The organism is Pseudonocardia zijingensis (genome assembly GCF_042657305.1).
GTDB lineage: Bacteria > Actinomycetota > Actinomycetes > Mycobacteriales > Pseudonocardiaceae > Pseudonocardia > Pseudonocardia zijingensis.
The window spans coordinates 69,955-91,744 of sequence record NZ_JBHSKO010000004.1; the positions used below are offsets into that span (position 1 = coordinate 69,955).

The following is a 21,790-nucleotide window of genomic DNA, read 5'->3' on the forward strand; positions in this document are numbered from 1 at the left end:
CGTCAGAACTTCGGCAGCGCGGCCGCGGCGTGCACGCGCTCCCGGTCGTGGAAGCCGAACCCGGCGCCCTCGCGCCGGTAGAGGTCGGCGTAGCGCTCCACCCGGTCGCGATCCAGCTCGACGCCCAACCCGGGGCCGGCGGGCACCGCGAGGTGGCCGCGGGCGTAGTTCGCGGCAGGCCCGCCGAACCCGTCCACGACGTCGTCGGTGAGCAGGGCGCCGTACGCCTGGTGCGCGGGCCGGGCGTTCGGCGTGGCCGCGAGCGCGTGCACGGCGGCCGCGAGGGCCACGCCCAGCTCGCCGAGGCTGTGCTTCACCACCGGCAGCCCGGCGGCCTCGCACATCCCGGCGGAGCGGCGCAGGTTCGCCAGGCCATCGTCCATCTGATTGTCCACCGAGATCACGTCGGCGGCCCCGGCCTTGATCACGGCGAGCTGGGCCTGCCGGGTCCAGGACGCCTCGTTGGCGAGCAGCGGCACGTCGACACGGCTGCGGACGTGGGCCATCTCGTCGAGGTTGCGGCCCGACACGGGCTGCTCGACGAGCTCCAGGTCGTAACGTGCCAGCTCCCGGATCACGCGCACGGCCGAGCCCGGTGACCAGGCCTCGTTGGCGTCCACCCGGATCCGCGCGCCCGAACCGGCCCCGTCGCGCAACGCGGCGACGCGCTCGACGTCGCGGCGCGGGCCGTCGGCGCCGACCTTGAGGTAGCAGGTGGAGAACCCGGCCGCGGTGGCACGGCGGCCCTCCTCGGCGACCTCGTCCGGTTCGGCGCGGGCCACGTACCAGAAGAACTCGACCTCGTCGCGGAACCGGCCGCCGAACAGGTTCACCAGCGGCTGCCCGCAGACCTTGCCCGCGATGTCCCAGCAGGCCATCTCGACCGCGGCGATCGCCGGGCTGCTCGCGCCGACGTGGTGCCAGGTGCCGACCACGTCGATGCGCCGCACGAGCTGCTCGATGCGCAGTGGGTCGGCGCCGACCACCAGCGGTTCCAGGCTCGCGAACACGGCGAGCACGATGTCGGCCGACGGGTAGGTGGCCGCCTCGCCGAGCCCGACGACCCCCTCGTCGGTCTCCAGCTCCAGCAGCACGCTCACCTGGCCGCGGCGGCGGCCGAACGCCCAGATCTCGTCGGTGCGGAAAGGGACGGCCACCGGGGTGGTGCGCATGCCGGTGATCCGCATCAGGCCACCACCGTGAGCTCGCGGGCGGCGGTCGTGAGCAGCTCGCACCCGTCGGCGGTCACGAGCGCGGTGTCGGAGACGACGTGGCCGGTCGGGCGCCGCACCCACGACATGAGGTGGAAGACCATCCCGGCGACGACCTCGACGTACCCGTCCGGCCGGATGCCGAGCACCTCCGGCCCGCCGACCCAGCTCGGCGGGTAGCCGATGCCCACGAGGTAGCCGCAGTGGTGGCGCCGCGGCGTCCCGCCCACGGCGCGCTGCCACGCGGCGAAGACCTCGCCTGTGCGGACGCCGGGCCGCAGCACGGCGCGGGCGGCGGCGAGCCCCGCGAGCGCCCGCTCGTGCGCCTCGACCGCCTCGGCGGGCGCGTGGCCCGGGTAGACGGTGCGCGACAGCGGCGCGTGGTAGCGGCGCACGCAGCCCGAGAGCTCCACGAACAGCCCCTGCCCCGGGCGCAGTCCGCGATCTCCCCAGGTGACGTGCTCCTGGTCGAGCATCGCCACGGGCCGGATCAGCGGGACGAACCCGGGCGGCTCGCCGCCCGCGGCGATCATCGCGTGCTGGGTGGCGGCCGCGACGTCCCGCTCGGCGGCGCCCGGCCGGGCGGCGGCGATCCCGGCCCGCACCGCCGCGTCGGACACCGCGGCGGCCCGGCGCGTCCAGCCGATCTCGGCGGCCGACTGCACGGCGCGGGCGGCGGCGAGCATGCCGGTGCAGTCCCGCCAGGTCAGCGTCGGGAGCGCGGCCCGCAACGCGTCCATGATCGCGGGCGGGAGGAAGGTGCCGCTCTGCTCGACGCCCACGGTGCCGCCGACCGGGGCGGCGTCGGCGACGGCCCGCACGGCGGCGGTCGCGGGGTCCTCCCCGTCGGCGAAGGGGAGGTGGCGCACCGCGGGGGCCTGGGCGAGCACGGTGGCGCGCTCCATCTCGCGCGTGACGAGCACCGGCTCGCCGTCGGCGGGCACCACGAGCATCGTGAACGCGAAGTAGCCGAGGTGGTCGAGCCCCACGAGGTAGTAGACGTTCTCCGGGCTGGTCACGGCGACGGCGGCGAGGCCGCGGTCGGCCATGGCGGAGCGCAGGGCGGCCAGGCGGGAGGCGCGTTCGGGGTCGCGCCGGAGCAGGAGCGGGGCGGTGGTCACGAACGCAGCGTGCGGCGCGCCCCCACTTCAGATCAAGTGACGATTCCTTCCCGGCGCCGGTAGCATCGCTTCATGTTGGAGCCCCGCCGGTTGCGCCTGCTCCGCGAGCTCGCGAGCCGCGGCACCATCGCGGCCACGGCCGAGGCCTGCGGGTACACGCCGTCCGGGGTGTCCCAGCAGCTCGCCCTCCTCGAGCGCGAGGTGCGGATGCCGCTGCTGGTGCGCGAGGGCAGGCGGGTGGCGCTCACCGAGGCCGCCCGCGTGCTGGTCGGTCACGCGGAGCGCGTGCTGGCCGCGCTGGAGGCCGCCGAGGCGGCGCTCGCGGGCCTCGCGGGCTCGGTCAGCGGCACCGCGCGCCTCGCCGCGTTCCCCACGGCGGCTGCCGCGTTCGTGCCGTCCGCGATCGCGCGCTGCCGGGCCGAGCACCCCGACCTGCGCGTCGTGCTCACCGAGGAGGAGACCGACGGGGCCGTGCTCGCAGTGCGGTCCGGCCGCATCGACCTGGCGCTGGTTTACGAGTACGACCTGCTCCCGCGGCTCGCCGACCCGGGCGTGACCGTCGAGCCGCTGCTCACCGAGCCGCTCCTGGCCGTCCTCCCGGCCGGCCGCGCGGCCCCGGACCGGCTCCCGCTCGCGTCGCTGGCCGACGAGGCCTGGATCGCCCCGCACAGCGACACGGCGCTGCGCGCGGTGCTGGAGCGGGCGTGCGGGGTGGCCGGGTTCGCGCCCGCGATCGACTACGCCAGCGACGACTACACCGTGATCGTCGCGCTCGTCGCGGCCGGGCTCGGGGTGTCGCTCCTGCCGGAGCTGGCGGCCGAACCGCTGTCGGCCGACGTGCAGCTGCGCCCCGTGGCCGATCCGGAGCTGACCCGCACCGTCTCGCTCGTCACCCGCGCCGGCCGCGGGGCCCACCCGGCCGTGGCCGCGCTCGCCCGGTGCCTGCGCGAGGCCGTCCCGGACGTGCCCACGTAGATCTGCGGATCCGTGGCGCCGCCCGTGCTGAGAGGGTCACCCGGTGGGCAGCTCCGGACGACCTCGCGGGTGTGTCATCGCGCTGCTGGTCGTCGCTGCGCTGGTCGTGCTGCCGGTGGGCTGGCTCGCCTACGCGCTGTTCCACACCGATCGGTGGGTGGGCGAGGTCCCCGCCGTCGTCACGGGGATCGACGACGACGGGCGCTACTTCAGGGTGGAGTTCACCGCACCGCTCCCGGAGGACGCCCTCGCGGGCAGACCGGAGAGCGCCGCGACACCTGACGGCGGCCTGGTCTTCGAGATGCTGCCGGACGTGCAGGTCGGCGACCACGTCCTCTGCACGGTCGAGCAGACGTTCACGGTCAACACCGATCTCGGCCATGGGCCCGTGTCGAGGATCGAGCGCTGCAGGCGACCCGCCTGACGTTGCTCCGGTCGTCCGATCAACCCCGGGCGACGTGCGATCAACACCTGCGGGGCGGGCGCGTCGACGATCGACGCGTGCCGATCGACCACGACGCCCGCACGGTGCGGGCACCAACGACGACCTCCCGGGGCTGGACCCCGGTCATCGCGCTCGCCGGCGGGATCGCCCTGCTCGTGGCGAGCGAGTTCCTCCCCGCGAGCGTCCTGCCCGCTCTGGCGGGCGACCTCGGGGTCAGCGAGGGCACTGCCGGGCTCGCGGTCGCGGCGACGGCGATCGCGGGCGCCGTCACGGCCCCGAGCATCGCGGTCCTGCTCCCCCGGACCGACCGGCGCCGGGTGCTCGTCGGCCTGCTCGTCGCCGGGGCCGTCGCGAACCTCGCGGTCGCGGTCGCGCCGCACTTCGCGGTGCTGCTCGCCGGCCGCCTCGTGCTCGGGATCGCGATCGCCGGCTACTGGTCCTTCGCGCTCGGCGTCGGCACGCACGCGGTGCCCGGCCGCAGCGGGCTGGTCTCCGCGGCCATCGCCTTCGGCGTGAGCGTCGCGACCGTGGTCGGGATCCCGATCGCGGCGCTGGTGAGCGACGTCGTCGGGTGGCGCGCTGCGTTCGCGGGTGCGGCCGCGCTCAGCGTGCTCGGCGCCGTCGCCCTCGCCGCGGCCGTGCCGCCGGTGCCCGCCCACCCCGGGGCGGGCCTCGCGATGCTGCGGCGCGCGGTCCGCAACGGGCGGCTCGTCGCGAGCGTGGCCTGCATCGTCCTCGTCGCGTTCGGCAACTTCGCCGCGTACCCCTACATCCGGCTCGCGATCGACGAGGTCGCCCCCGCGAGCACCGCGTGGCTGCTGGTGGTGTGGGGCGTCGGCGGGATGGCGGGCAACATCGCCGCGGGCGCGCTCGTGCGGTGGCTGCGCCCCGCGGCCGCGGCGGCACCCGTGCTGATCGCCGTGGGGCTGCTGCTCACCGCGGTGGCGACGTCGCTCCCGCTGCTCGCGGTCGGCATCGTGGTGTGGGGGATCGGGTTCAACATGGTCCCGGTCGTGACCCAGGTGTGGGTCACCCGGGTCGAGCCCGAACGGGCCGAGTCGGCGATGGGACTGCAGGTCACCGCGTTCCAGGTGGCGATCACCCTCGGCGCGAGCGCCGGCGGCGCGATCGTCGACGCGCGCGGTGCCGGGGCGGCGCTGCTCACGGGCGCGACCTTCGCCGCCCTCGCCGCGCTCGGCTTCGGCCTACTGCGGGTCCCGCGCGCGTGACGACGCCCGCCACTCCTGCGGCCCGACGCCCTCGTACGCGGAGAACGCGCGGCTGAACGCGGCCGTCGAGCCGTAGCCCACGGCGAACGCGACCTGCGTGACGGTCCGGGCAGGGTCGCGCAGCAGCTTGCGGGCCACCTGCATCCGCACGTCCCGGAGCACCTCGCTCGGGCTGCGGCCCAGCGCGCGCCGGAACCGGTCGGTCAGCGCGGAGCGCGACAGGTGCACCAGCCGCGCCATCGCGTCGATCGTCCACGCCCGGCCCGGGTCGCGCATCAGCGCGGCCACGACGTCGGTGACGGCGGGGTCCGCGCCGGCGGGCGGCTCGTCCGGCCGGCCGCCCTCCTCCAGCCACGACGCCACCATCGCCGCGCCGACCAAGGAGCCGTAGCTCGCGACGAACGCCGACGGCCGGCACTCGTCCCGCAGCGGGCACAGGGTGATCAGGGCGGCGATGCCCGAGTGCCGGGCGCTGAAGCCGGGCACGACGAACGGGCTCGGCAGGACGGGCACCGGGTGCGCGGACCGCAGGTCGGCGACCGCGACCTCGGAGTCCTCGGTGGCGGTGATGCGGTGGGCCGTGGCGCCGTCGACGAGGACGGCGTCCCCGGCGCGCAGCGCCCGGCGGCCCTGCGCCGTCTCGAGCGCGACGGCACCGCTGAGCACCAGCACCCACACCGACGACGACCGCCGCTCGACGTCCCGCCCGGCCGCGAGCGGGACGTGCCGCAGCGCCGACATCTCCCACTGCGGTTCCCACCGCAGCGGATCCGTCGCGGCAGTGGCGGCGTCGGGCAGGACCGTGGTCATGGCCCGTGCAGCGCAGGCCCGCGGCGCCGCATTCCCGGAGACCCCGGCATCAGGGTTCGGGCGCCTCCCTGACCCGTGCGACGAGCTGCGTCGGGTTGACGTAGCGCAGGGCGATCACCAGCAGGATGAGCATCGTGGACGTGTAGATCACGGCCATGGCGTCCACCGACTGCTGCGCCCGGATCCCGGCCGCCGACATCGAGTAGTAGAGCGCGACCACCAGCGTCTGCGAGTCTGGGCCTGCCGTCAGGAACGTCAGCTCGAACATGCCGACGGTGCGCACCAGCACGAGGATCGACGCCGCGAGGATCCCGGGCACCAGCAGCGGGCCGAGCACGCGCAGGAACAGCGCCCGCATCCCGGCCCCGCACATGCGGGCGGCCGACTCGATGCTCGGGTTGATCTGCTCGATGAACGGGGTCATCGTGAGGATCACGAACGGCACCGACGGCACCAGGTTCGCCAGCACCACGCCGGACATGTTGCCCGCGAACCCGTACTTGTAGAGCACGGTGGCCAGCGGGATGCCGTACGTGATCGGCGGCATGAGGATCGGCAGCAGGAACGCGAAGTACACGAGCTGCTTGCCCGGGAAGGTGCGCCGCGCCAGCACGTAGGCGGCCGGCACGCCGATCAGCACCGAGATCAGCACGACGAGCAGCGACACCTGGAGGGTGACGAGCACGACGTCGAACAGGCCGAAGCTGCGCCACGCGTCGGCGTACCAGTGCACCGTGAAGCCCTCGGGCAGCCAGGTGCCGAACCAGCGGGTGCCGAACGAGCTCACCAGCACCGAGCCGACCACGCCCGCGAGGTTCACCAGGAAGAACGCGACCGCGCCCCACACCAGCCACGCGGCGGGACTCGCCACGATGCGCCGCCGCGCGGGCGCCTCCGAGATCGCCATCAGCCCTTGCCCCCCGTCGAGCCGGTGTAGAGCCGCGAGCGCCACATCAGCACCACGGCGATGACGATCAGCTCGACCGCGCCCATGATCATGGCGATCGCCGACGCGAGCGAGTAGTCGTACTGCTCGTAGGCCGCCTGGTAGGCGGCGAGCGCGAGCACGCGGGTCTCACCCGCGGGGTTGCCGACGAGCACCGCCGACGGGAACACGCTGAACGCCAGCACGAACGCCAGGCAGAACGTGGTGGCCAGGCCCGGCGCGAGCAGCGGCAGCGTGATGTAGCGGAAGCGCGCCTTCCAGTCGGCGCCCAGGGTGGCCGCGGCGCGTTCCAGCGTGGGGTCGATGCCCGACAGGTAGGACAGGATCAGCAGGAACGCGAACGGGAACCCGGTGATCACCAGGGAGAAGAACACGCCCCAGTAGTTGCCCACCAGCTGCGCGGGCTCGTCCACCCCGAACCCCGCGAGGACCTTGTTGAACCACCCGGCCGGGCCGAGGAAGTTCAGCAGCCCCTGCGCGGTGAGGACGGTGCCCAGCGTGATGGGCACGACGAGCACGGTGGTGAGCAGCCGCTTGCCGCGGAAGCTCCCCCGCATCCGGTAGGCGATCGGCACCGACGCCAGCACGTTGAGCAGCGCGGCGGGCAGCGACAGACCGAGCGTGATGCCGATGGTGCCGCGCTGGTACGGGTCGGAGAAGAACGCGATGTAGCTGCCGAGCGGCCCGCCCGCCTCCGGCGCGAACGACAGCTGCAACCCGTAGAAGAACGGGTAGAGGAACAGCAGCACCACGAACAGCACGGCCGGGAGCAGCAGGAGCAACTGCCGGTCGACCCCGCGCTCGGCGAGGCGGTGGCGCAGCGCGGGGGCCTGCGCGGTGCGCCCGGCCTTCTTCTCGAGCGTGGCGGTCACGGCGTGCCACCCCCGGCCCCGGCCCCGGATGCCAGCAAGGTGGCTTTGCTGGCCGAATATGCCAGCAAGGTGGCTTTGCTGGCATAAGGGCGCGGCGAGGGGCGCCCAGGCAGCGGCGTCATCCCGTCACCTCCGCCAGCTCGGTGGGGGCCGGGTCGCCGGCCTCCTTCGGGTACACCAGCAACCGCTGCGGTTCCACCGCGAGCGACACCCGGTCCTCGGGCGCGAGGCGCTGGTCGGTGCGCAGGTGCAGGGCGCGGCCGCTGCCGGTGCCGGTGCGGGCCTCCACTGCCAGCTCCCGGCCCTGGTACTCGACGACGTCGACCGTGGCGGGGATCCGATTGTCGCCCTCGCCCTCGACGACCCGGACGTCCTCGGGCCGCACCGCCGCCACGACCGTGGCCCCGGTGGAGATCGAGCCCATGGCCGTGCCGACGAGCCGCAGGCCCTCGCCCTCGAGCACCACCTCGTCGCCGGAGACCCGCGCGACGGTCATCTCGATCATGTTGCGGAAGCCCATGAAGTCGGCCACGTGCCAGTTCGCCGGGGTGGCGTGCAGCTCCTCCGGGGTGCCGACCTGCTGCACGCGCCCGGCCCGCAGCACCACGAGGCGGTCGGCGAGCGAGAGGGCCTCCTCCTGGTCGTGCGTGACGTAGACGGTGGTGAGCCCGAGCGACTGGTGCAGCCTGCGGATCTCGGTGCGCATCTCCAGCCGCAGCTTCGCGTCGAGGTTCGACAGCGGCTCGTCCATCAGCACGAGCGAGGGCTCCAGCACCACGGCCCGTGCGATCGCGACGCGCTGCTGCTGCCCGCCCGACAGCTGGCCGGGCAGCTTGGCGGCGTGCTCCTCGAGCTGGACGAGGCGGATCGCCTCCTCCGTGCGGCGCGCCACCTCGGCCTTGGACAGCTTGCGCATCTGCAGGCCGAAGGCCACGTTGCGGCGCACCGACATGTGCGGGAAGAGCGCGTAGTTCTGGAAGACCATGCCGAAGCCGCGCTTCTCCGGCGGCAGGACGTCGATGCGCTTCTCGTCCTGCCAGATGCTGCCTGACGTGAGCGGCAGCAGCCCGGCGAGGCAGTTGAGCGCCGTCGACTTCCCGCAGCCCGACGGCCCGAGCAGGGCGATGAACTCGCCCGCCCGGATCGTGAGGTCGAGGTCGGCGAGCGCGTCCTTGCCGGAGAACCGCCGCCCGACGCCGTCGAGCCGCAGCTCGCGGAACTCGGAGGTCACGAGTTGCCCCCACCGATCTCCCGGTCCCAGCGGTCGAACGCCGCGACCATGTCCTTCGTCTCCAGCGGGGTGGCCTTCGGGTGGTCCGCGATCATGGACTCGTACTCGGGGCGGCCGAACTGCTGGATGACCTGCTGCGACTCCGCGGGCGCCATGTCGAGCGTGACGCCCTCGACGGCCGGGCCCGGGTAGAAGTAGCCGGTGTCGTAGGCCTTGGCCTGCTGCTCGGGGGTGAGCATGAACTGGATCAGCGCGAGCAGGGCGGCCTGCTTGTCGGCGGAGACGCCCTTGGGGATCGCCGCGTAGTGGGCGTCGGTGACCCAGGTGAAGCCCTCGAGCGTGCCGACCTGGTACTCGGCGGGAACCGTGCCCAGCGCCCGCGGGTTGATGTCCCAGCCGGTGGTGCTGACGATGATGTCGTAGGTGCCGTTGGCCAGGTTCTTCATCGTGTCCGACGTGCCCGACGGGTACTGCGTGATCGTCTTGTCGAGCTCGGCGAGGTAGGCCCAGGTCTTGTCCCAGCCGTTCACCGGGTCCTTCGGGTCGCTGTCACCGAGGATGTAGGGCAGGCCCATGAGGAACGTGCGGCCCGGGCCCGAGTTGGACGGGCGGGCGTAGCCGACCTTGCCGGGGTTGGCCTGCGCGTAGGCGAGCAGCTCCTCGGCGGTCTTCGGCGGGTTCGGCACCCGGTCCGGGGCGTACTCGATGAGCGGCCCCGACGGGTAGTAGGTCACCACCACGCCCTGGTCGGCGGCCAGTTCCTGCATCGCGGCCGCGGGCTCGAGGTAGGAGTTCATGCCGGGGAGGCGGTCGGCGAACTGCGGCAGCAGCGGGGTGAACAGGCCCTGCTCGGTGCCGGCGGACAGGCCGTCGGTGCCGGTGAGCACCAGGTCGATGCCGAGCCGGCCCGCGTCCTGCTGCGCCTTGATCTTGCCGGCCATCTCCGGCGCGGCGGCCTTCTCGGTGGTGACCCGCGAGACGATGTCCGGGTTCTGCGCGACGAAGTCGTCGATCATCCCCTGCGTGAGCTGCAGGTTGCCGGCCACGTCGAGGATGTTGAGGGTCACCGGCTCCGACGGCCGGTCCGGCACCTGGCCCGCGGGCACCTCCGTGGTGCCAGGGCCCTCGGGAGCACCGCAGCCGGCCAGCAACAGGATCGCGCTGATCCCGCCCGCGGTGAGTGCCCTGCGCCATTGCACGGTCATCGGGTCGATCCCTTCGTCGGAGAGACGGGCGCGACCGTCGTCGTGTCGCGCACGATGAGTTGGGTGGGGAGTTCGCGGTGCACCGGGCCTGCTTCGGCGCCGGCGTCGAGCATCGACAGCAGCAGGCCCACCGTGGCCCGCCCGGCCGATCGTTTGGGCACGGACACGGTGGTGAGCGCGGGGTGGTTCATCGCCGACATGCCGATGTCGTCGCAGCCCACCACGCTGATCGCGTCCGGCACCGGGATGCCACGGGCACCGAGGCGGCTGAGCAGCCCGAGCGCGACCAGGTCGTTGTAGCCGATCACGGCGGTGGCACCGGACGCCACGGCGAGGTCGGCCGCCGCGACCCCGCCCTCGAACTGCGGCGGGAAGTGCCCGAGGTGCACGAGGTCCACCCCGCCCGCCTCGGCGGTGCCCCGGAGCCCGGTTTCGCGCTGCGCGTTGGACCACGACGTGCGCGGCCCGGCTACGAACGCGATCCGGCGGTGTCCCAGTGCGACGAGGTGCTCGAGGGCCTGACGCATGCCGTCGGCGTTGTCGACGGTGACGCTGGGCCGCTCCCCCGCCATCCGGTTCATCAGCACGACGGTGGTGTCCGAGCCGACGGCCGCGAGCTCCTCGTCCGGGGCGCGCGGCGAGCACAGGATCAGCCCGTCGACCTGCTTGGACAGCGCCCGCGACAGGTCGACCTCGGCGCCGGCCTCCTCGTCGGTGTCGGCGATGAACACCGAGTGGTCGGCGGCCCTCGCCGCGGCCTGCACGCCCTTCACCACGGACGCGAAGAACGGGTTGGCCAGGTCCGGCACGATCAGGCCGAGGTTGCCGGTGCGGCCCGTGATCAGGCCGCGAGCAGCGCGGTTGGGCCGGTAGCCCAGCTCGCGGGCCGCCGCTTCCACCCGCGCCCGCGTGTCGGCGCGCACCAGCTCCGGCATCGACAGCGCACGCGACACGGTGGCCTGGGAAACCCCCGCAGCACGTGCGACGTCGCGGATGGTGGTCGCCACGGGTCCTCCGTCGTCGGTCGGCCGATGCGTGCGGAAGTCTGAAACCGTTTACGACCCGCGTCAACCCCCTACTTACAGGAAGGTTGAACCGTTACCGAACGACGACGATGTAAGGGTTGCAATCCTTTCCAGGGTTGCCGCAGCGTCAGCGCACGCGGATGGCGGGCGCGTCGGACTTGCCGTACTCCTCCCGCAGCGCCGGGAGGAGCTCGTGCTGCGCGAACGTCAGGTAGTCGGGCTGGGTGTCGCCGCCGACCTGCACGAGCGCGACGTGTGTGAAGCCCGCGTCGACGAACGGCCGCACCGCCTCGACGTGCGCGGCCACGTCCGGGCCACAAGGGATGGAGGCCGCGACGTCGTCCGGCGTGACGAACCGGGTGGCGGCGGCGAACGCCGCGGTGCCGGGCAGCTCGGCGTTGACCTTCCAGCCACCGCTGAACCAGCGGAACTGGTCGTGCGCGAGCGCGATCGCCGCGTCCCGGTCGGGCCCCCACGCGATGGGCTGCTGGCCGATCTTGGGCAACGTCGTGCCCGCGGCCTCGTCGAAGCTCCGCACCAGATCGGGCCGCGGCTCCACCGCCACCATCGCGTCGGCCACCGGCGCGAACGCCTCCACCGACTGCTGCCCCGAGACTGCGACGGCGATCGGCACGCCGCCCTCGGGGCAATCCCAGAGCCTGGCCGAGTCGACGCGGTAGTGCGCGCCCCTGCGGTTGACGTAGTCGCCCGTGAACAGCTCACCGATGATCTCGACGGCCTCGCCGAGCATCTCGTGGCGCACGTTCACCGGCGGCCACCCGGCCCCGATCACGTGCTCGTTGAGGTTCTCGCCCGCCCCGAGCCCGAGGCAGAAGCGCCCCTCGCCGGCCAGCAGCGCCACCGTCGCCGCCTTCTGCGCGACGACCACCGGGTGGTAGCGCATGATCGGGCAGGTCACGTACGTCATGAGCGGCATCCGCTCGGTGGCGGCCGCCACCGCCCCCAGCACCGGCCAGGCGTGCGGGGCGTGTCCCTGGCTGTCGAGCCAGGGGAAGTAGTGGTCGCTGATCACCGCGAAGTCGAAACCCGCGTCCTCGGCCCCGACCGCGTCGGACACGAGCTCGCGCGGTCCGCGCTGCTCGCACAGCAGGGTGTAGCCGAAGGCGACCATCGCAGCGTCCTCTCACATCGGGGTTCCCCCCGGGCGGTACCCGCGGCCGCGTCCCCCTACGCCGCGGGTACCGCTCGAGTGGCCGCCTCCCCTCAGGCGGCCCGGGCTGCCACGCGCTGCGCCAGCGCGCGGCCCGTCTCGACGGCGCGCTCGTTGGCCTGCACCCGCAGGGCCGCTGCCGTGTCGCGCAGCTCGGCCATCGCCGGGTTGATGTCGGCGAGCGTCAGCTCGCACTCCAGCACCTGGACGTCGGCCTGGAAGACGTCGCCGAAGATCCGTCGCAGGTACGGGGTGGCGTGGTCCCACCCGTCGCGCGGGGTGCCGGGCCCGTAGCCGCCGCCGCGGGCGATGACCAGCGAGATCGGCTTGCCCTCGAGCGGCGCGTCAGTGCCGCCGGGCCGCAGCTGGGGCGAGGCGATCAGCATGTCGATCCAGACCTTGACGTGCTGCGAGATGCCGAAGTTGTACAGCGGCACGCCGATCACGGCGGCGTCGGCCGAGATGAGCTCGTCCGCGAGCTGCGTGGCGAGCGCGACGGCGGCGCGCTGCTCCGGGGTCTGCTGGTCCTCGGGTGTGAAGCCGGCCGTGGCGGCCGTTGCCCAGACGTCCGCGGGCAGCGGGTCGGCGCCGAGGTCGCGGTGGACCACGGCGTCGTCGGGGTGGTGCTCGACCCACGCCCGCTCGAGGCTGTCGGCGACCTCGCGGGTGACCGAGCCCTCGAAGCGGATGCTGCTGTCGAGGCGGAACAAGCTCATCGGTGGTCCTTCCGGGAACCGGGCTGAAAGCTACTGCTCAGATGTTCTGCTTCACAGACCATCGTGTCAACAGAGCGTCTTCCTCGCCACATTCCCGGGTACCATCGAGGGGTGACCAGCCCCCCGGACGTCGAGCAGGACCTCGGCTGGGCCCTGGGCACGGTCCTGCGCTCGTACCTGCGACTCGCGAACGAGGCCGTCGCCGGTGTCCCCGGTGGCCCCCGCGGCTACCAGGTGCTCTCCTCCGCCGCCAGCGGCGAGCGCACCAGCCAGCTCGCGATGGCCCAGAGCCTCGGCGTCGACCGCACGGTGATGACCTACCTGCTCGACGACCTCGAGAAGGCCGGGCTCGTCGAACGCAAGCCCGACCCCGCCGACCGGCGCGCCCGGCGCGTGCTGCTCACCGAGGCGGGCACCGCGCGCCTCTGCGCCGCCGAACGCGGGCTGCGAAAGGTCGAGGAGCACCTCCTCGGCCCGCTCGACCCCGACGAGCGCCACACCCTGCGCACGCTGCTGCAGCGCGTCGCGCTCGCCAGCGGCGAGCGGCACGGCACGGCCTGCGACGTCGCGCAAGAGCTCGAAGGCTGCTGACACCGCGTCGGACCCGCCGATCGCGGGTAGGCCGCAGGCATGGCCGATGTCGACGACGAGCTGTGGCACGAGTTCCACCGGGTGGTCAACATGACCTCGCGCGAACTCTCCGAATGGCTGCGCACCCGCGACGCGGGCGAGGAGGTCGAGGAGCTGCCCGACCAAGCAGGCACCCCGACCGGGCAGCAGGTCCTCGCCATCCTCGGCAAGCGGCGCCGCGACCTCACCGCGCACGACGCGGACGTGATGCGCCGGGTGGTGGAGCGCGTGCACGCGCAGCGCCGCGACGACCTGGAGCCGACGGCCGGTCAGGCCGGGTGGCGGCACCGGCTGATGTCGCTGGGGCACGACCCGCTCAAGCCGGTCACATCCTCGCCGTAGCCGGGGCCCGCGGCGTCACCGGCGGGTCAACAGGAGCTCGATCAGGCCGACGGTGTCCTCGTGGCCGTGGCCCTCGGCCGTGCGACGCAGCATCAGCGCGTGCAGCGGCGCGAGCAGCTCCGGGCTCACGCCCTGCTCGTGGGCCGCGTCGATCAGGTTGTGGTACGCGGCCGCCTGCATCCCGAGGTTCGAGACGACGTCGCGGGTGTAGTCGCGGGCGTCCACGAGCTCGGCCGTGCGCTCGTGGAACCCACCGACCGCGGTCGTCCAGCGCTGCAGCAGGGGCGCGAACTCCACGGCGGGCACCCCCGCCGAGCGGACCATCGCGAACGCGTGCAGCTCCCCCATGATCGACCCGTACATGGCGCTGAGCAGCGCGATGTCGTAGAGGGCCGCCATGCCGTGGTCGGTGCCGACGAAGCGGCTCTCCCCGAACGCGTCGAGGGCCGCGCGGTGGACGTCGAACGCCTCCTCGGGCCCGCTGTAGAGCACGAACGCGGCGGGCGTCCCGATCATCGGCGGCACGGCCATGATCCCGCCGTCGAGCAGGGCGAACCCGTGCTCGTGCGCCCAGGCGCCCAGCTCGCGGCCCTGCCCCGGGGTGCCATTGGTCAGGTTCACCACCGTGCGCCCGGCCAGCGCGTCCGCCACCGGGTCCAGCGTCTCGTGCACCGACCGGTGGTCCCAGAGGCAGGCCACCACGAGCGGGCTCGCCCCCACGGCCTCGGCCACGCTCCCGGCCTCTGTGACTCCTGCCGCCACCAGCGCGTCCGCCCGTCCGGGCGTGCGGTTCCACACCGTCACCGGCCGGCCCGCGGCGAGCAGCGCCCCGGCGAGTGCCGACCCCATCGCGCCGAGCCCGAGGACGGTCACGTTCTTCTCGTCTGTCATGGGTCCGAGCCTCGGCGGCACCTCGCACGGTCCACGCACGAGCCGGGCAGGGCCCGTTGTCGGACCCGCTGGTTACCGTGGCGTCGTGCGTTTCGGGGTGCTCGGGCCGCTCGCCGTGTGGACGGGCGACGGCGAGCCGGTACAGGTGCCGGAGCGGAAGGTCCGCGCGCTGCTCGCCGACCTGCTCGTCCACGAGGGGCGCCCGGTGGCCGTCGAGCGGCTCGTCGAGCACCTGTGGGGCGGGCGCGAGCCCGGCAACCCGCTCAACACGCTGCAGACCAAGGTCTCCCAGCTGCGGCGCGCCCTGGAGCGCGCGGGCGGCCACGACCTGGTCGTCCGGCAGCCGCCCGGGTACCTGCTGCGGCTCGATCCGCACACGCTCGACGTCCACCGCTTCCGCGCGCTCGCGGCGCGGGCCCGGGAGGCGTCCGACCCGGCCGAGCGCGCCGCGCTGCTCACCGATGCGCTGGCGCTCTGGCGCGGCCCGGCGCTCGCCGACGTCCGCCACGAGCCGTTCGCCGTGGCGGCCGCGCAGCGGCTGGAGGAGGAGCGGCTGGTCGCCCAGGAGGAGCGCGCGGAGGCGCTGCTCGCGGTGGGCGGCGCGGAGCTGGGCCCGCTCGTGGCCGAGCTCGGGCAGCTCGTGGCGCGCCACCCGCAGCGCGAGCGGCTGCGCGGCCTGCACATGCGCGCGCTCTACCGCACCGGCCGCCAGGGCGAGGCCCTCGCCGGGTACGCCGCGCTGCGCACCGCCCTCGTCACCGAGCTCGGTCTCGAGCCGGGGCCCGAGATCAGCGCACTGCAGCGAGCGATCCTCGCGCAGGACCCGTCCCTGCAGGGCCCGCCGCCACGCCCGCGGCACGCGATCCCCGCCCCGCTCACCGAGCTGGTCGGGCGCGCCGACCAGGTCACCCGGGTCGGCGCCCGGCTGCGCGCGGCACGGCTCGTCACGCTCACCGGTCCGGGCGGTGTCGGCAAGACGAGCCTGGCGGTCGCGGTGGCGCGCGAGCACCCCGAGGCCTGTCTCGTCGAGCTCGCCGGCCTCGACCGGCAGGTGTGCCCGGAGGACGCGTGCCCGGCCGAGCACTGGGTCACCACGGCGATCGGCAGCGCCCTCGGGCTCCGCGAGTCCCCCGATCTCGTCGCCCGGATCGGCGAGGCCCTCGCCGGGTCGCCGCTGCTGCTGGTGCTGGACAACTGCGAGCAGGTCGTCGACGCCGTCGCGGCGGTCGCCACGGCGCTGCTGCGCGCCGCGCCGGGCCTGCGGATCCTCGCCACGAGCCGGGAGCCGCTCGGGGTGGCGGGCGAGGTGCTCCACGAGGTCCCGCCGCTGGAGCCCCCGGCCGCGGGCGACGACCTCGCGGCCGTGCGCGATTCCAGCGCCGCGCGGCTGTTCGTGGCGCGGGCCGCGGCCGCGGCGCCCGCGTTCGTCCTCGACGACACCACCGCGCCGGCCGTCGCGGCGATCTGCCGGCGGCTCGACGGGCTGCCGCTCGCGCTGGAACTCGCCGCCGGGCGGGTCCGGGCGCTCGGCGTGCACGAGGTCCTCGCCCGGCTCGACGACCGGTTCGCCCTGCTCGCAGGCGGGCCGCGCGACGCCCCCGACCGGCAGCGCACGCTGCGCGCCGTGATCGACTGGAGCTGGGAGCTGCTCACGCCGGGCGAGCAGATCGTGCTGCGCCGCCTGGCCGTCCACGCCGAAGGCTGCGACCTGGAGGCGGCCGAGGCGATCTGCGCAGGCGAAGGGGTGCGCCGCGAGGAGGTGCTCCACCTGCTCGCCCGCCTCGTCGACCGCTCGCTGGTCGTCAGCCAGGCCGCGCGGTTCCGGCTGCTGGAGAGCGTGGCCGCGTACGGGCTGGAGCGCATGGTGGAGGCGGGCGAACTCGACCGCGTGCGGCAGCGCCACAACGCCCACCACCTCGCGCTCGCCGAGCGGGCCGAGCCGGAGCTGCGTGGCGCCGACCAGCGCCGCTGGCTGGAACGGCTCGATGCGGAGTCGGCCAACCTCCGCGCCGCCGTCGACCACCTCGTGCAGCAGGCCGACGGTGCCGAGCAGGCGTTGCGGCTGGTGCAGGCGCTGTGCTGGTACTGGTTCCTGCGCGGGCGCACCGGGGAGGCCGTCGTGTCGCTGCGGGCCGCGCTCGCGGTGCCCGGAGCCGCCCCCGCCGCCGCCCGCGCGCAGGCCGCCGCGTGGCTCACCGCCCTGCGCGTGCTCGACGGCGAGCCGCCCGACGAGGCCGCGCTCGACGTCTCGGCCGTCGCCGACCCGGTGGCGCGGGCCCGCACCCAGTGGCTCCTCGGCTACGCGCTCACCACCGTGGCCGACCCCCGCGGCGCGCCGCTCACGTGCGCTGCCCTCGCCACGTTCGAGGCGGTGGGCGACCGGTGGGGCATCGCCGCGGCGCTCACCGACCGCGTCAGCCAGTCCCACTACTCCGGCGCGCATGAGCAGGCCGAGCGGGCCGCGGTGCTGTTCCGCGAGGTGGGCGACCAGTGGGGGCAGGTGCAGACCACGTTCGCGCTCGGCGCCCTCGCCGAGCAGGCCGGCCGCTACGCCGAGGCCACAGCGCAGCACCGCACGGGGCTGCGGATGGCCGAGGAGCTGGGCCTGCGGGCCGAGGTGTCCTACCAGATGTCCTGGCTGGGCCGGATCGCGCTCCTCGAGCGCCGGTTCGCCGAGGCCGAGGATCTGCACCGGCGAGCCGAGGCCACGGCCGTCGCCCACGGCTTCGCACCCGGCCGCATCTACGCCCTCACCGGCCTCGCCCTCGGCGAACGCCGCACCGGACGCCTCGACGAGGCCGAGCGCCACCTGCAGGAGGTGCTGCACTGGCACGTCCGGGCCGGCGCCGAGATCGCCACCACACTGATCCACGCCGAGCTCGGTTTCGTCGCGGAGTTGCGCGGCCACGCCGGGGCCGCGCTGCGCCATCAGCTCGACGGCCACGCGATCGCCCGGCGCAGCGGCGACCCCCGCGCGCTCGCACTGGCGCTGGAAGGGCTCGCCTGCGCAGTCGCGCTCGGCGGCGCCCACCCGCACACGGCCCGGCTGCTCGGGGCGGCTGCGGCCGCGCGGGAGAGCGTCGGCGCCCCGCTGCCCGCCGCCGAGCGCGGCGACGTCGACCGCGCCACCGCCGCGGCCACGGAGGCACTCGGCCCGGCCGGCTTCACGGAGGAGTTCGCGTGCGGCGCGGTCACCGACCCCGACGAGCTCGTCGCCGCGCTGCCGACCCGCACCCCTGAGCCGGCCCCCCGACCGGCCTGAGCGCCCCGGCCGCGCTCACACACCACCTCGGTCGCTCGCACACCGACTGCAACGGTGTGCCAACCCCACAACCGATGTGCCGGCGCCGCCGGCAACCACCCCCGCCCGCTCGCACACCACCTCCGTTGCTCACACACCGGCTGTAACCGGTGTGCCAACCCCACAACCGATGTGCCAGCGGCCCCAGCCCGGCAGCGCCCTCCTCCGACGGCGGACACGAACGCCCCGGCCCGCCCACACACCAGGTCCATCACTCACACACGGACTGCAACCGATGTGCCAGCCCCACAACCGATGTGCGAGCGCCCCCAGCCGCCGCAGCCGAACGAACGCCCCACCGACGGCGACCACCACCGCCCCGGCGCACTCACACACCAGGTCCATCACTCACACACCGACTACAACCGATGTGCCAACCCCACAACCGATGTGCCAGCGCCCCCAGCCGCCCCAGCCGAACGAACGCCCCACCGACGGCGACCACCACCGCCCCGGCGCACTCACACACCAGGTCCATCACTCACACACCGACTACAACCGATGTGCCAACCCCACAACCGATGTGCCAGCGCCCCCAGCCGCCGCAGCCCGGCGGGCAGCCCCTCAGGCAGCCCGTCGGCGGCAGCGTCAGCGCCGCCTCAGCCACCTGCGCGCAGCAGGTCGCTCGCCTTCTCGCCGATCATGTAGCAGGTGATGTTGGGGTTGATCGCCGGGAGGAACGGCATGATCGACGCGTCTGCCACCCGCAGACCGTCGACGCCGCGCACCCTCAGCTGGGGGTCCACGACGGCGGTGGGGTCGCTGTCCGGGCCCATCTTCGCGGTGCAGGCCGGGTGGTAGACGGTGTTGTGGGTCTTGGAGATGTAGTCGGCGAGCTCGTCGTCGGTGACGGCGTCGGGGCCGGGGGTGAGCTCGCGGGCCACCCATTCCTTGAGCGGCTCCTGCTCGGCGATGCGGCGGGCGAGCCGGACGCCCGCCGTCATGACCCGCATGTCGTGGCCCTCGGGGTCGGTGAAGTAGCGGGGGTCGACGCGGGGCCGGTCGCGGAAGTCGCGGGAGCGCAGCCGCACCGTGCCCCGGGACCGCCCGCGGGTGACGTTCGGGGTGAGGCAGAACCCGTTGTCGGTGGTCGGGTAGCCCCAGCGCACGGTGTTGAGGTCGAACGGTACCGAGCCGTAGTGCATCATCAGGTCCGGTCGGTCCAGGTCATCGCGGGTGCGGGTGAACAGGCCGATCTCCCACCACTGCGTGGAGCGGGTGACCATCGGCCGGGCGGCTTCCCACATCACCAGGCCCTCGACGTGGTCGTCCAGGTTGGCCCCGACGCCGGGCGCGTCCACGAGCACGTCGATCCCGAACTCGCGCAGGTGCTCGGCGGGGCCGATGCCCGACAGCATCAACAGCTTCGGGGTGTCGATGGCGCCGGCGCTGAGCACCACCTCGCGGCGGGCGGTGACCGTGCGCCGGCCGGGGCCGATGTCCTGCTGGTACTCGACGCCCGTGGCGCGCCCGCCCTCGAACAGCACCCGGGACGCCCACGCGCCGGTGCGCACCTCCAGGTTCGGGCGCTGCCCCATGATCGGGTGCAGGTAGGCGTGCGACGACGAGGCACGCGTGCCGTCGGGTTCGCGGTTGATCTGGAAGAACCCGGCGCCCTCGCAGACGGTGCTGCCCTCGTTGAAGCGGACGGTGGGCAGCCCCACCGCGGCGGCCGCCTCGAGCACGGCGACGCCGCACGGGTCGTCCGGCGGGACCGTCATGATCCTGACGGGGCCGGTGCGGCCGTGGCCCTCCCACGGGCCGTCGTTGTTCTCGAGCCGGGCGATGAGCGGCCAGCACTCGTCGGCGCTCCAGCCCTCGCAGCCCATCGACGCCCACTCGTCGAGGTCCTCGCGCGGGGTCCAGAACGCGATGCACGAGTTGTGCGAGGAGCAGCCGCCGAGCACCTTGGCGCGGGCGTGGCGCAGGAAGCTGTTGCCGCGCTCCTGCGGCTCCACCAGGTAGTCCCAGTCGTAGCCGGAGTCGAGCAGGGCCATCCAGTCGGAGAGCTTCAGGATCGCGGGGTCGTCGACGTCGGACGGCCCGGCCTCGAGCAGGCACACGGTGACGTCGGGGTCCTCCGAGAGGCGGGCGGCCAGCGCGCAGCCCGAGGACCCGCCACCGACGACGACGTAGTCGAAGCTCTCGGTCACCGTTGCCCTCCGCTCGTGAACCACCCGACCGGCGCCGGCTGGGTGTTGTGCCAGATGTGCTTGTGCTCCTGGTACTCGGCCAGCCCGGTGGGGCCGAGCTCGCGCCCGTTGCCCGAGCGCTTCATGCCACCCCACTCGGCCCCGGGGACGTAAGGGCCGAAGTCGTTGATCCACACCGTGCCGTGCCGCAGCGCGCGGGCCACGCGCTCGGCGCGCCCGGCGTCGCTGGTCCACACGGCGCCGGAGAGGCCGTACTCGGTGTCGTTGCCGAGCTCGATCGCCTCCTCCTCGGTGCGGAAGCGCTCGACGGTGAGGATCGGGCCGAACGTCTCCTCGCGGATCACCCGCATGTCCCGGCGGACGTCGGTGAACACGGTGGGCCGGTAGAAGTAGCCCTTCTGCAGGTCGGGCTCCTCGGGTCGCTTCCCGCCGGCCAGCAGCCGGGCGCCCTCGGCGAGCGCGGACGCGACGAAGTCCTCGATCTTCGCCCGGTGCGCCGCCGAGACCAGCGGGCCGGACTCGCTGGCCTCGTCGAGGCCGTTGCCCAGCCGGATCAGGTCGGCGCGCCTGGCGATCTCGGCCACGAGGTCGTCGTGCAGCGAGTCCTCGACGATGAGACGGGCGCCGGCGGAGCACACCTGGCCCGCGTGCAGGAACACGGCGGTGACGGCGTTGTCGACGACGGTCTCGAAGTCGGTGTCGGCGAAGACGATGTTGGGGTTCTTGCCACCCAGCTCCACCGCCACCCGCTTCACGGTGCCCGCGGCGGCCCGCATGATCGCCTGGCCGGTTGCGAGGCCGCCGGTGAAGCTCACCATGTCGACGCCCGCGTGCTCGGTGAGCGGGGCGCCGACCGAGCGGCCGTCGCCGAGCAGGATGTTGACCACGCCGCGGGGCGCGCCCGCCTCCTCCAGCAGCCGCACGAGCAGCACGGACGTGAGCGGCGTGACCTCGCTCGGCTTGATCACCACGGTGTTGCCCGCGGCGAGCGCGGGGGCCACCTTCCAGGACAGCTGCAGCAGCGGGTAGTTCCACGGCGTGATCAGCGCACAGACGCCGACCGGCTCGTGCACGACCCGGCTCACGACGGCGGGCATGCCGGTGTCGACGAGGCGACCGGCGTCCTTCGCGGCGAGGTCGGCGTAGTAGCGGAAGACCGCGGTGACGTCGTCGACGTCGATCCGGCTCTCGACCAGCGTCTTGCCGGTGTCGAGGGTCTCGGTGCGGGCGATCTCCTCCTTGTCGCGCACCAGGAGGTCGGCGACCCGCCGCAGCAGCTCACCCCGTTCCGCGGCCGGCGTGTGCGGCCAGGGGCCGGAGTCGAACGCGGCGCGGGCGGCGGCCACCGCGCGCTCGACGTCGTCCGGGCCTGCCTGGTCGATCGTCTCGATCACGCTCGCGTCGAACGGGTTGACGACCTCGGCGGTGCCCCCGGAGCCGGAGGTCCAGGTCCCGTCGATGTGAAGGCTGGGCACGCGCCGATCGTCCTCGGGAACGGCCCGGCGTCAAGCGGGAG

19 protein-coding genes are annotated in these 21,790 nt (G+C 74.1%); 6 read left to right on the plus strand and 13 right to left on the minus strand.

The window, feature by feature from the left end; translation table 11 throughout:
• Positions 1–2 precede the first annotated feature (2 nt).
• Entirely contained in the window at positions 3–1,187 is a 1,185-nt protein-coding gene (locus ACFPL3_RS10235) for a mandelate racemase/muconate lactonizing enzyme family protein (RefSeq protein ID WP_343940331.1), read from the minus strand.
• Positions 1,187–2,332, minus strand: coding sequence for a M24 family metallopeptidase (locus tag ACFPL3_RS10240; RefSeq protein WP_379588814.1), 1,146 nt, complete (start codon positions 2,330–2,332; stop codon positions 1,187–1,189). The genes ACFPL3_RS10235 and ACFPL3_RS10240 overlap by 1 nt, the downstream gene beginning before the upstream one ends.
• A 72-nt stretch (positions 2,333–2,404) precedes the next feature.
• Here ACFPL3_RS10240 and ACFPL3_RS10245 point away from each other — a divergent pair, with 72 nt between their 5' ends.
• From ACFPL3_RS10245 to ACFPL3_RS10255, 3 genes are all read left to right on the plus strand, one after another.
• Positions 2,405–3,307, plus strand: a complete 903-nt coding sequence (locus tag ACFPL3_RS10245; protein WP_343943760.1) for a LysR family transcriptional regulator — start codon at positions 2,405–2,407, stop codon at positions 3,305–3,307.
• A gap of 43 nt (positions 3,308–3,350) precedes the next feature.
• Positions 3,351–3,731, plus strand: coding sequence for a hypothetical protein (locus tag ACFPL3_RS10250; protein ID WP_343943761.1), 381 nt, complete (start codon positions 3,351–3,353; stop codon positions 3,729–3,731).
• 77 nt (positions 3,732–3,808) lie between these two features.
• Positions 3,809–4,981, plus strand: a complete 1,173-nt coding sequence (locus ACFPL3_RS10255; RefSeq protein WP_379588816.1) for an MFS transporter — start codon at positions 3,809–3,811, stop codon at positions 4,979–4,981.
• On the opposite strand, the gene ACFPL3_RS10260 is transcribed toward ACFPL3_RS10255, so the two are convergent.
• From ACFPL3_RS10260 to ACFPL3_RS10295, 8 genes are all read right to left on the minus strand, one after another.
• Positions 4,958–5,791 carry a helix-turn-helix domain-containing protein gene (locus tag ACFPL3_RS10260; protein WP_343943763.1) on the minus strand — a complete coding sequence of 278 codons (834 nt, stop codon included), beginning with the start codon at positions 5,789–5,791 and terminating at the stop codon, positions 4,958–4,960. The two genes, ACFPL3_RS10255 and ACFPL3_RS10260, sit on opposite strands and share 24 nt — an antisense overlap.
• A 49-nt stretch (positions 5,792–5,840) precedes the next feature.
• A complete protein-coding gene (locus ACFPL3_RS10265; RefSeq protein ID WP_343943764.1) occupies positions 5,841–6,698 on the minus strand; it encodes an ABC transporter permease in 858 nt (285 codons plus the stop codon).
• Complete coding sequence (locus tag ACFPL3_RS10270; protein ID WP_343943765.1) at positions 6,698–7,609, minus strand: ABC transporter permease; 912 nt, start codon at positions 7,607–7,609, stop codon at positions 6,698–6,700. The genes ACFPL3_RS10265 and ACFPL3_RS10270 overlap by 1 nt, the downstream gene beginning before the upstream one ends.
• 118 nt (positions 7,610–7,727) lie before the next feature.
• Positions 7,728–8,840: an ABC transporter ATP-binding protein gene (locus ACFPL3_RS10275; RefSeq protein ID WP_343943766.1), complete on the minus strand. Its 1,113-nt coding sequence runs from the start codon at positions 8,838–8,840 to the stop codon at positions 7,728–7,730.
• Positions 8,837–10,045 (minus strand): extracellular solute-binding protein, encoded by a 1,209-nt coding sequence (locus ACFPL3_RS10280; RefSeq protein ID WP_343943767.1) that lies wholly within the window; start codon positions 10,043–10,045, stop codon positions 8,837–8,839. The genes ACFPL3_RS10275 and ACFPL3_RS10280 overlap by 4 nt, the downstream gene beginning before the upstream one ends.
• Positions 10,042–11,052 carry a LacI family DNA-binding transcriptional regulator gene (locus ACFPL3_RS10285; RefSeq protein ID WP_343943768.1) on the minus strand — a complete coding sequence of 337 codons (1,011 nt, stop codon included), beginning with the start codon at positions 11,050–11,052 and terminating at the stop codon, positions 10,042–10,044. The genes ACFPL3_RS10280 and ACFPL3_RS10285 overlap by 4 nt, the downstream gene beginning before the upstream one ends.
• A 145-nt stretch (positions 11,053–11,197) precedes the next feature.
• Positions 11,198–12,202, minus strand: a complete 1,005-nt coding sequence (locus ACFPL3_RS10290) for a TIGR03557 family F420-dependent LLM class oxidoreductase (protein ID WP_343943769.1) — start codon at positions 12,200–12,202, stop codon at positions 11,198–11,200.
• A 92-nt stretch (positions 12,203–12,294) separates the two neighbouring features.
• Positions 12,295–12,957: an FMN-dependent NADH-azoreductase gene (locus ACFPL3_RS10295; RefSeq protein WP_343943770.1), complete on the minus strand. Its 663-nt coding sequence runs from the start codon at positions 12,955–12,957 to the stop codon at positions 12,295–12,297.
• Between the two features lie 111 nt (positions 12,958–13,068).
• Between ACFPL3_RS10295 and ACFPL3_RS10300 the strand changes: the two genes are divergently transcribed.
• Together ACFPL3_RS10300 and ACFPL3_RS10305 are read left to right on the plus strand one after the other, a co-directional pair.
• Positions 13,069–13,548, plus strand: coding sequence for a MarR family winged helix-turn-helix transcriptional regulator (locus tag ACFPL3_RS10300; protein ID WP_343943771.1), 480 nt, complete (start codon positions 13,069–13,071; stop codon positions 13,546–13,548).
• A gap of 39 nt (positions 13,549–13,587) precedes the next feature.
• The gene (locus ACFPL3_RS10305) at positions 13,588–13,929 is read left to right on the plus strand and encodes a DUF3140 domain-containing protein (RefSeq protein WP_343943772.1); all 342 of its coding nucleotides are present in this window, start codon (positions 13,588–13,590) and stop codon (positions 13,927–13,929) included.
• Positions 13,930–13,944: 15 nt separating this feature from the next.
• Here ACFPL3_RS10305 and ACFPL3_RS10310 read toward each other — a convergent pair whose 3' ends face one another.
• Positions 13,945–14,820, minus strand: a complete 876-nt coding sequence (locus ACFPL3_RS10310) for an NAD(P)-dependent oxidoreductase (protein ID WP_343943773.1) — start codon at positions 14,818–14,820, stop codon at positions 13,945–13,947.
• A gap of 85 nt (positions 14,821–14,905) precedes the next feature.
• Here ACFPL3_RS10310 and ACFPL3_RS10315 point away from each other — a divergent pair, with 85 nt between their 5' ends.
• Positions 14,906–18,082 (plus strand): AfsR/SARP family transcriptional regulator, encoded by a 3,177-nt coding sequence (locus ACFPL3_RS10315; protein ID WP_379588819.1) that lies wholly within the window; start codon positions 14,906–14,908, stop codon positions 18,080–18,082.
• Positions 18,083–18,720: 638 nt separating this feature from the next.
• Here the strand turns inward: ACFPL3_RS10315 and ACFPL3_RS10320 are convergent.
• Both ACFPL3_RS10320 and ACFPL3_RS10325 read right to left on the minus strand, forming a co-directional pair.
• The gene (locus tag ACFPL3_RS10320) at positions 18,721–20,274 is read right to left on the minus strand and encodes a GMC family oxidoreductase (protein WP_343942477.1); all 1,554 of its coding nucleotides are present in this window, start codon (positions 20,272–20,274) and stop codon (positions 18,721–18,723) included.
• Positions 20,271–21,749 carry an aldehyde dehydrogenase family protein gene (locus ACFPL3_RS10325; RefSeq protein ID WP_343942478.1) on the minus strand — a complete coding sequence of 493 codons (1,479 nt, stop codon included), beginning with the start codon at positions 21,747–21,749 and terminating at the stop codon, positions 20,271–20,273. Before ACFPL3_RS10325 ends, ACFPL3_RS10320 begins: the two co-directional genes overlap by 4 nt.
• Between the last annotated feature and the right edge of the window lie 41 nt (positions 21,750–21,790).

Bases quoted from the DNA above. Each gene is read 5' to 3' on its own strand.
- ACFPL3_RS10235 (WP_343940331.1), bottom strand. From the start codon at position 1,187: ATGCGGATCACCGGCATGCGCACCACCCCGGTGGCCGTCCCTTTCCGC.
- ACFPL3_RS10245 (WP_343943760.1), top strand. From the start codon at position 2,405: ATGTTGGAGCCCCGCCGGTTGCGCCTGCTCCGCGAGCTCGCGAGCCGC.
- ACFPL3_RS10260 (WP_343943763.1), bottom strand. From the start codon at position 5,791: ATGACCACGGTCCTGCCCGACGCCGCCACTGCCGCGACGGATCCGCTG.
- ACFPL3_RS10265 (WP_343943764.1), bottom strand. From the start codon at position 6,698: ATGGCGATCTCGGAGGCGCCCGCGCGGCGGCGCATCGTGGCGAGTCCC.
- ACFPL3_RS10280 (WP_343943767.1), bottom strand. From the start codon at position 10,045: ATGACCGTGCAATGGCGCAGGGCACTCACCGCGGGCGGGATCAGCGCG.
- ACFPL3_RS10290 (WP_343943769.1), bottom strand. From the start codon at position 12,202: ATGGTCGCCTTCGGCTACACCCTGCTGTGCGAGCAGCGCGGACCGCGC.
- ACFPL3_RS10295 (WP_343943770.1), bottom strand. From the start codon at position 12,957: ATGAGCTTGTTCCGCCTCGACAGCAGCATCCGCTTCGAGGGCTCGGTC.
- ACFPL3_RS10305 (WP_343943772.1), top strand. From the start codon at position 13,588: ATGGCCGATGTCGACGACGAGCTGTGGCACGAGTTCCACCGGGTGGTC.
- ACFPL3_RS10310 (WP_343943773.1), bottom strand. From the start codon at position 14,820: ATGACAGACGAGAAGAACGTGACCGTCCTCGGGCTCGGCGCGATGGGG.